This window comes from Mesorhizobium sp. M0052 (assembly GCF_040323255.1).
Lineage (GTDB): Bacteria > Pseudomonadota > Alphaproteobacteria > Rhizobiales > Rhizobiaceae > Mesorhizobium.
Map to the genome: position 1 here is coordinate 177,492 of NZ_JAMYUS010000015.1, position 6,925 is coordinate 184,416.

A 6,925-nucleotide genomic window follows, 5' to 3' on the forward strand; every position below is an offset into this window, starting at 1 on the left:
TTCGTCATCACCTACGTCGCAAGAAAAGCGATGCAGCCAAAGCTGCCGATCTCCCTCCTTGCGGGGGAGATGGCCGGCAGGCCAGAGGGGGGTGCTGTCCCGCCGAGGTCAACAGTAGAGGGGCACGCCGCCTCTCGCCCTACTTCACCGCGCCCGCCGTCATGCCCATGATCAGATACCGCTCCAGCGCAATCCCGATGACCGCCAGCGGTGCGATCGCGGCGGTGGCAAGCGCCGCCATCGACCACCAGTTGATGCCTTGCGAGCCGGTCTGGCTCGCCACCATCACCGGAATGGTCTTGGCGTCGGTCGACGTCAGGAGTGCCGCAAAGAAGTACTCGTTCCAGCACAGCACCATCGCCAGGATGAAGGCGGCGACCATGCCCGGCAGCGCAATCGGCATGACGATACGGAAAAAAGCGCCCCAGATCGAGAGGCCGTCGACCAGCGCTGCCTCCTCGAGCTCGACCGGGATCGAGTTGAACTGGTCGCGCATGATCCAGATGACGATCGGCAGCACCATCAGCGTGTAGAGCAGGATCAGGCCGATGCGTGTGTCGAGCAGACCGACTTCGCGGTAGAGCACCAGGAAGGGCAGGGCGAGCACCACCGGCGGTAGGATCAGCTGCGACAGGAAGAAGAAGGAGATGTCCTCGTTCTTGAACCAGGCGAACTGATAGCGGTACCGGGTCAGCCCATAGGCGGCGAGGCTGCCGATGACGATGGCGAGGCTCGACGCGCCGACCGAGGTGATGACCGAATTCATGAAGCGCTTGAAAAACTCCTCCCGCACCGTCGAGGTCTGGAAGATCGAATCCGGCGACAGTCCGAGCGAGCGCCAGCCCTTCCAGTCCGGTTGGAAGTCGACGAACGGGATGAGGTGTCCTTGCGTGACGTCGACCGCGGTCTTGAACGAGGTGGTGATGGTCCAGTAGATCGGGAACAGGCAGATGAAGGCCCAGAACGCCAGCGCGCCATAGATGAAGATGCGATTGGCCAGAAAACCCAGCGGTGAGCGGATTTCCGAGGCAGCATAGTCGGTGGTCTGGACGCTCATTGTGCCTCGTCAGTTCACGTTGCGCACGAAGCGATTGGCGAATTTCAACAGCCAGGTCACGAACACGACGATGATGACGAGATAGGCCATCGCCAGCATGGTGCCGTAGCCGACATTCGAGCGGTCGCGGTATTCGCGGTAGATGAAGCTCGACACCGAATCGGTGGCGCCGCCAGGCCCGCCGGAGGTCACGGTGATGATGATGTCGGCGAGCTTCAACTTGAAGATGATGCGCAGGATCACCGCCGTGACCGACACCGGCAGCATCAGCGGGAAGGTGACCTGCCAGAAAGTCTGCCAGGGCGTGGCGCCATCGACGCGCGCCGCTTCCAGCACGTCGCGCGACATCGCCTGCAGGCCGGCAAGCAGCATGATCATCATGAACGGGATGAAGGTCCAGGCGTCGAGCACCATGATCGAGATGCGGGCGGTGATCGGGTTGGAGAAGAAGGCGGGGTTCTCCCAGCCGAGATGGCGCGCCAGCGTCGCCGCCGGCCCGAAACGGTATTCCATCAGCGATTTGCCGATCATCCAGGATACCGCGACCGGCGACAGCATCAGCGGCATCAGGAAGACGACGCGGAAGAATTTGCGCGCCCGGATCTGCGCGTTGAGCAGCAGCGCCAGGCCGAAGGCAATCACATACTCAACCAGCACGGCGAGCACATAAAGCACCATGTTGAACAGCGCGTTGCGGTAGTAGGGATCGGCCAGCATCTGCCAGAAATTGTCGAGCCCGTTGAACTTGCGGCCGGAAAAGGACGACAGGTTCCAGTCGGTCAGCGCGATATAGAAGCCGAACAGCGTCGGGAAGATCACCATGGCGATGGTGAACAGCAGCGCCGGCAGCAGGAACAGCGCGCGCTGGCCGTCCTCGCCGCGCGTCAGCACCTGGCCGATGCCGAGCGCCACGCCCCACAGAACATAGGCGTAGACGATCGGACGCCAGGTCTCGAAGCCGAGCGTGGTGATCTCGTTCTTGTAGAGGATCTCAAACGCGATCACCGCCAGCAGGCCAAGCGTGGCGGCCGCCATCAGGGCAAAACCCGCCCGCTTGCGGGCCGGCGAGATCAGATCGGCTGGGCCGGCGTTGGCCGGCCATGCATTGGTGGTCTGGTCAGCCACGCGTCCCCGTCCGTTTAAAAAATCAAGCCTGCGACCGGCCCGAGCCGGTCAGGTCCGGCGGCTTGCACCGCCGGACCTGTTGTCACGATAGGATCAGCCTACACGCCGAGCGAGGCCTTGTAGAGCTTGATCTGGTTTTCGCGGCCGATCTGGTCGGTCAGCTTCTCCCAGGCCGCGGCAATGGCGTCGGCGCCTTCCTGCGCCTTCATCTTGCCGGCGAATGTGTTGGCCAGAATGTCCTCGGCAGCCGAATAGTACTGGAAGATGCCGGGGATGCGCGGTTCGATCGCCGCGTTCGGATGGTTGTAGCTGTCGGCTTCCGACTTCAGATACGAGGTGATGAAGGCCTCGTCGTAGCCTGCCGCCACCCATTCGGGAATGTCGAAATGCGAGTTGCGGTAGGGCTGGAAGCCGGACGGATACATCGCCGTCCAGATCGACAGGTCCTTGCCGCCGAGATGGGCGGCGGCCGACCATGCCGCTTTCTTCTTCTTTTCGTCAGTATCGACGCGGGCCATGACGTAGACGCCCCAGCCGAGATAGGCGCAGTTCGGCGCATAGTTCGGGCCGCTGGCGAGTTTGTCCCAAGCGCCGGTCTTGGCATTGTAGACGTCGTCGGACCCCGGCAGGATCGAGAAGCCGGTGATGTCGCCGATGACCGAGCTATCATTGGTCTTGACGTTGGAGCCGACGTCGCCCCACCAGGTGACCATCGAACCGGTGCCGGCCAGGAACTGCTGGAAGGCTGTCGTGTTCGGGTCGGCGTTGATCTGGTCGGCGGGTTCCGACGGAAGCGCGTCGATGACGTCCTGGATGGCGCGCACCCAGGCCGGATTGTTGATGCGCGGCTTCATCGTGTCGGCATCGAACAGCCAGGCCTTGTCGTCGGGATGCTTGGCATAGGCGGTGGCGCGGCTGCCGAGGAAGTAGAAGCCGAAACCGCCCCATGCCTTGGGCGCATCGAGATAGCCGAAGACGTCCTGGCCCTTGAACTGCTTGCCCTTGAGGAATTTTGTGACGGCCTGGACTTCCTGCCAGGTCTTCGGCACGCCCCATTCGGTGGTCGCGCCGCCGTCCTTCCACGCCTTGGCGAGGTCGGCATCGGCAAACACGTCGGTACGGTAATTGAAGTTATGCGCATCGCCGTCCACGGTGATCCGGTACTGCTTGCCGTCCCAGGTGCCGACCGGCGGCTGCAGATAGGCCACGACATCCTTCATGTCGATCTGCTCTTTGACCCAGTCGGGCATCTCGGACGTCAGGCCCTTGCCGCAGACATCGCCTTCGAAGGGCGCGCCCATCTCGATGATGTCGAAGTCGACGGTGCCGGTGGCGATCGACTGCTGCAGGCGGGCATTGTAGTCGGCCTGCGCCAGGTCGATCCAGCTGATCTTGGCGCCGGTATAGGCCTCCCACGGCTTCAGGAAACCGCGGAACAGCACATTGTGCAGGTTCTGGTTGTTGAGGCCCATGAAGGTGAGCTCGACGCCGGCGAATTCGCCTTCCTTGACGTTGGCCTTGGTGGCTTCCAGGCAGAGTTCGCCGACCTTCTGGAAATCGGCATCCGTCGGCTGACCCTTGCCGACGCCGGGGATCTGCAGAATTTTGGAGCGTAGCTCGCTGGCGGCTTCAGCCGGGCGGGTGAAAGCGCCGAGCCCAGCGCCCGATGCGGCGGCGATCGCGGCCATCGAGGCCGCGCCTTTGAGTATGTCACGCCGGGTGGCACCCGCGCGGACGAGTTTTTCGTACAGACCGACTCTCATCTATTCCTCCCAGAACAACAGTCGTGAATTAAAATGCCAATCCCTCCGACGCCGAAACGTCGGCGGTTCTCCTTTATCATACGGGGACGTGGGACCCCACCCTGCGTCGCCTGGAGCTCCGATTTTCGGATAAAAATCCGACTGCCGGATTGGCAACAGCCAATATTTGCGTAATCGATTACCTTGTCAACACGAATGGCTTTTTATCGATAACATACCGACTTGCCCTTGCCGTTGGCAATGGCTAGCTTCACCGCGAGAAAAGGGGGGACGATGGCTCAAGTCGCGATCAGCAATGTGGCCAAGGCGTTCGGAACCGTCAAGGTCCTGCACGAGGTCAGCGTCGACATCGCCGATGGCCAGTTCGTGGTGCTGGTCGGCCCGTCGGGCTGCGGCAAGTCCACGCTGCTCAGGATGGTGGCCGGGCTGGAGACCGTCTCCGGCGGCACGATCGCCATTGGCGAGCGCATCGTCAACAATCTGCCGCCGGCCAAGCGCGACATCGCCATGGTGTTCCAGAACTACGCGCTCTATCCGCACAAGACGGTGGAGCAGAACATGGCGTTTGCGCTGAAGCTGCGCAAGACCGATCCAGCCGTGGTCGCCGAGCGGGTCAAGCGCGCCGCCGACATTCTCGACCTCAATCCGTACCTGAAACGTTATCCGCGCCAGCTATCCGGCGGCCAGCGCCAGCGCGTCGCCATGGGCCGCGCCATCGTGCGCAATCCGCAAGTCTTCCTGTTCGACGAGCCGCTCTCCAATCTCGACGCCAAGCTGCGCGTGCAAATGCGCACCGAGATCAAGGAACTGCACCAGCGGCTGAAGACCACCACCATCTACGTCACCCACGACCAAATCGAGGCCATGACCATGGCCGACAAGATCGTCGTCATGCGCGATGGCCGTATCGAGCAGGTCGGCGCGCCATTGGAATTGTTCGACCGGCCGGCCAATCTGTTTGTCGCCGGCTTCATCGGCTCGCCGTCGATGAACCTGCTCAAAGGCGTGGTGCGCAAGGGCGACAAGGTCGAGATAGCAGGCACGCTGTTCCCGGTCGCGGCCGGCAGCGCCGCCAAGGAGGGCCAGGCCGTGGTCTATGGCGTGCGGCCCGAGCATCTCGAAATCCATCCCGACGGCGTGCCGGCAAAGATCTCGGTGGTCGAACCGACCGGTTCCGAAACGCTGGTCTTCGTGCGCTTCGGCGACGGCGAGATGGTGGCGCTGTTTCGCGAGCGCCACGACTTCAAACCCGGCGACACGCTCAATCTCAAGCCGCGCCTTGACCAGGTCCATCTCTTCGACGCCGAGACGGGCAACCGGCTCTGATTTCCAATCGACTTTGACCAAACTGTTTGACGAGGACTGCCATGCTCAAAGGGATCAACCCATTGCTCAATGCCGATGTGCTCCAGGCGCTCAGGGCAATGGGACACGGCGACGATCTGGTCATCGCCGACACCAATTTCCCCGCCGATTCGGTGGCAAAGCAGACCGTGCTCGGCAAGCTGCTGCACATCGACGCCTCGGCGGCCGATGTGGTCAAGGCGGTGCTGTCGCTCTATCCGCTGGACACTTTCGTCGACGATGCGGCCGCGCGCATGGAGATCGTCGGCAAGCCGGACGAGATCCCGCCGGTGCAAAAAGAGGTGCAGAAGGAGATCGACAAGGCGGAAGGCAAGGCCTGGCCGATGATCTCGGTCGAGCGCTATGCCTTCTACGAGCGCGCCAAGAAAGCCTATTGCGTCATCCAGACCGGCGAGCGCCGCTTCTATGGCTGCTTCGCCTTTCGCAAGGGCGTCGTGCCGCCGGACGCCGAGTAGGGCCATGGCGTCGGGCAAACCTGTCGTCATTCTGGGCGTTTTCGTCGCCGACACCGCCTACCGCGCCGATCGACAGCCGCGCATGGGTGAAACCATTCTTGGTAATTCCTTCAAGCTGGGACCGGGCGGCAAGGGCTCGAACCAGGCGGTGGCGGCAGGCAAGCTCGGCGCGGACGTCACCTTCCTGACCCGGCTTGGCGTCGATGCTTTCGCCGACATGGCCAAGGCGACCTGGGCAGAGGCGAGCGTCAAATCCGCCGTCATCGAGACGCCGCAAAGCTATACCGGCGCGGCCTATATCTTCATCGAGGAGACAACCGGCAACAACGCCATCATCGTCAGCCCGGGTGCGGCGATGCTGATCTCGCCTGAAGACATCGAGGCCAACGCCGGCCTGATCGGCGGCGCCGGCGTCTTCGTCACCCAGCTCGAACAGCCGATCGACGCGGCACTGCGCGCACTCGAAATCGCGCGCGGTGCAGGGGTGACCACCATCCTCAATCCGGCGCCGGCGGCCAAGCTGCCGGACCGCATCTATACGCTTTGCGACTATGTCACCCCCAACGAGACCGAGGCCGAAGAGCTGACCGGCATCAAGGTTTCTTCGATCGACGAGGCTCGCCGCGCCGCCGACAGCCTGCTCAAAAAGGGCGTCGGCTCGGTCATCATCACGCTCGGCGAAAAAGGCGCGCTGCTGCACACGGCCGCTCGGTCCGACCATGTTCCCGTGGTCAGTGCCGGTCCGGTGGTCGAAACCACCGGCGCGGGCGATGCCTTCAATGGCGGCCTGGCCGCCGCACTCGCCAAAGGCGTGGAGCCGCTGCAAGCCGTCCGCTTCGCCTGCGCCGTCGCCGGCATTTCGGTGACAAGGCCGGGTACGGCGCCATCCATGCCGACGCTGCATGAGGTCGAGGCGCTGCTGGCCGAGGGATAGATCGACGGCACCGAGTCCAACGCCGCTATTCCAAGGCCAGCACCCAACCCATGGCGAGACCCAGGAACAGCTTCCTGGCAATGTCGAGGCGAATGCGCGGACAGGGCGCCAAGTGTCCTGGCGGGGGCTCTTTGAGGCGTTTGGCGTATCATCGAAGATCGCTTCCATGGCAAGATTCTGGATCGAACCGGGTTCGATGTGGATCCTCCGCTGTTTGAGCTTGGGC

At 63.0% G+C, this 6,925-nt stretch carries 6 protein-coding genes; 3 read left to right on the plus strand and 3 right to left on the minus strand.

The genetic code is table 11. From position 1 onward, the window contains the following. Nucleotides 1-139: 139 nt before the first annotated feature. The 3 genes from NKJ77_RS21080 to NKJ77_RS21090 all read right to left on the minus strand — a co-directional run bounded on the left by NKJ77_RS21080 (nt 140) and on the right by NKJ77_RS21090 (nt 3,945). Nucleotides 140-1,057, minus strand: coding sequence for a carbohydrate ABC transporter permease (locus tag NKJ77_RS21080; RefSeq protein WP_023669427.1), 918 nt, complete (start codon nt 1,055-1,057; stop codon nt 140-142). Nucleotides 1,058-1,066: 9 nt separating this feature from the next. Beyond that, nucleotides 1,067-2,182, minus strand: a complete 1,116-nt coding sequence (locus NKJ77_RS21085; RefSeq protein WP_023689462.1) for a carbohydrate ABC transporter permease — start codon at nt 2,180-2,182, stop codon at nt 1,067-1,069. A gap of 98 nt (nt 2,183-2,280) precedes the next feature. Continuing rightward, nucleotides 2,281-3,945 (minus strand): ABC transporter substrate-binding protein, encoded by a 1,665-nt coding sequence (locus NKJ77_RS21090; protein ID WP_352535706.1) that lies wholly within the window; start codon nt 3,943-3,945, stop codon nt 2,281-2,283. Nucleotides 3,946-4,218: 273 nt separating this feature from the next. Between NKJ77_RS21090 and NKJ77_RS21095 the strand changes: the two genes are divergently transcribed. From NKJ77_RS21095 to rbsK, 3 genes are read left to right on the plus strand one after another with little or no spacing between them, the layout of a single operon-like run. Beyond that, nucleotides 4,219-5,271: an ABC transporter ATP-binding protein gene (locus NKJ77_RS21095; RefSeq protein WP_023831025.1), complete on the plus strand. Its 1,053-nt coding sequence runs from the start codon at nt 4,219-4,221 to the stop codon at nt 5,269-5,271. A 41-nt stretch (nt 5,272-5,312) separates the two neighbouring features. Beyond that, entirely contained in the window at nt 5,313-5,765 is a 453-nt protein-coding gene (locus NKJ77_RS21100; RefSeq protein WP_023711516.1) for an RbsD/FucU family protein, read from the plus strand. A 4-nt stretch (nt 5,766-5,769) separates the two neighbouring features. Next, nucleotides 5,770-6,699, plus strand: coding sequence for a ribokinase (gene rbsK, locus NKJ77_RS21105; RefSeq protein ID WP_023689460.1), 930 nt, complete (start codon nt 5,770-5,772; stop codon nt 6,697-6,699). Nucleotides 6,700-6,925 lie beyond the last annotated feature (226 nt).

What these genes read in the sequence shown, in the direction of transcription:
- NKJ77_RS21080 (WP_023669427.1), bottom strand. Translation starts at nt 1,057, where the DNA reads ATGAGCGTCCAGACCACCGACTATGCTGCCTCGGAAATCCGCTCACCG.
- NKJ77_RS21090 (WP_352535706.1), bottom strand. Translation starts at nt 3,945, where the DNA reads ATGAGAGTCGGTCTGTACGAAAAACTCGTCCGCGCGGGTGCCACCCGG.
- NKJ77_RS21095 (WP_023831025.1), top strand. Translation starts at nt 4,219, where the DNA reads ATGGCTCAAGTCGCGATCAGCAATGTGGCCAAGGCGTTCGGAACCGTC.
- NKJ77_RS21100 (WP_023711516.1), top strand. Translation starts at nt 5,313, where the DNA reads ATGCTCAAAGGGATCAACCCATTGCTCAATGCCGATGTGCTCCAGGCG.
- rbsK (WP_023689460.1), top strand. Translation starts at nt 5,770, where the DNA reads ATGGCGTCGGGCAAACCTGTCGTCATTCTGGGCGTTTTCGTCGCCGAC.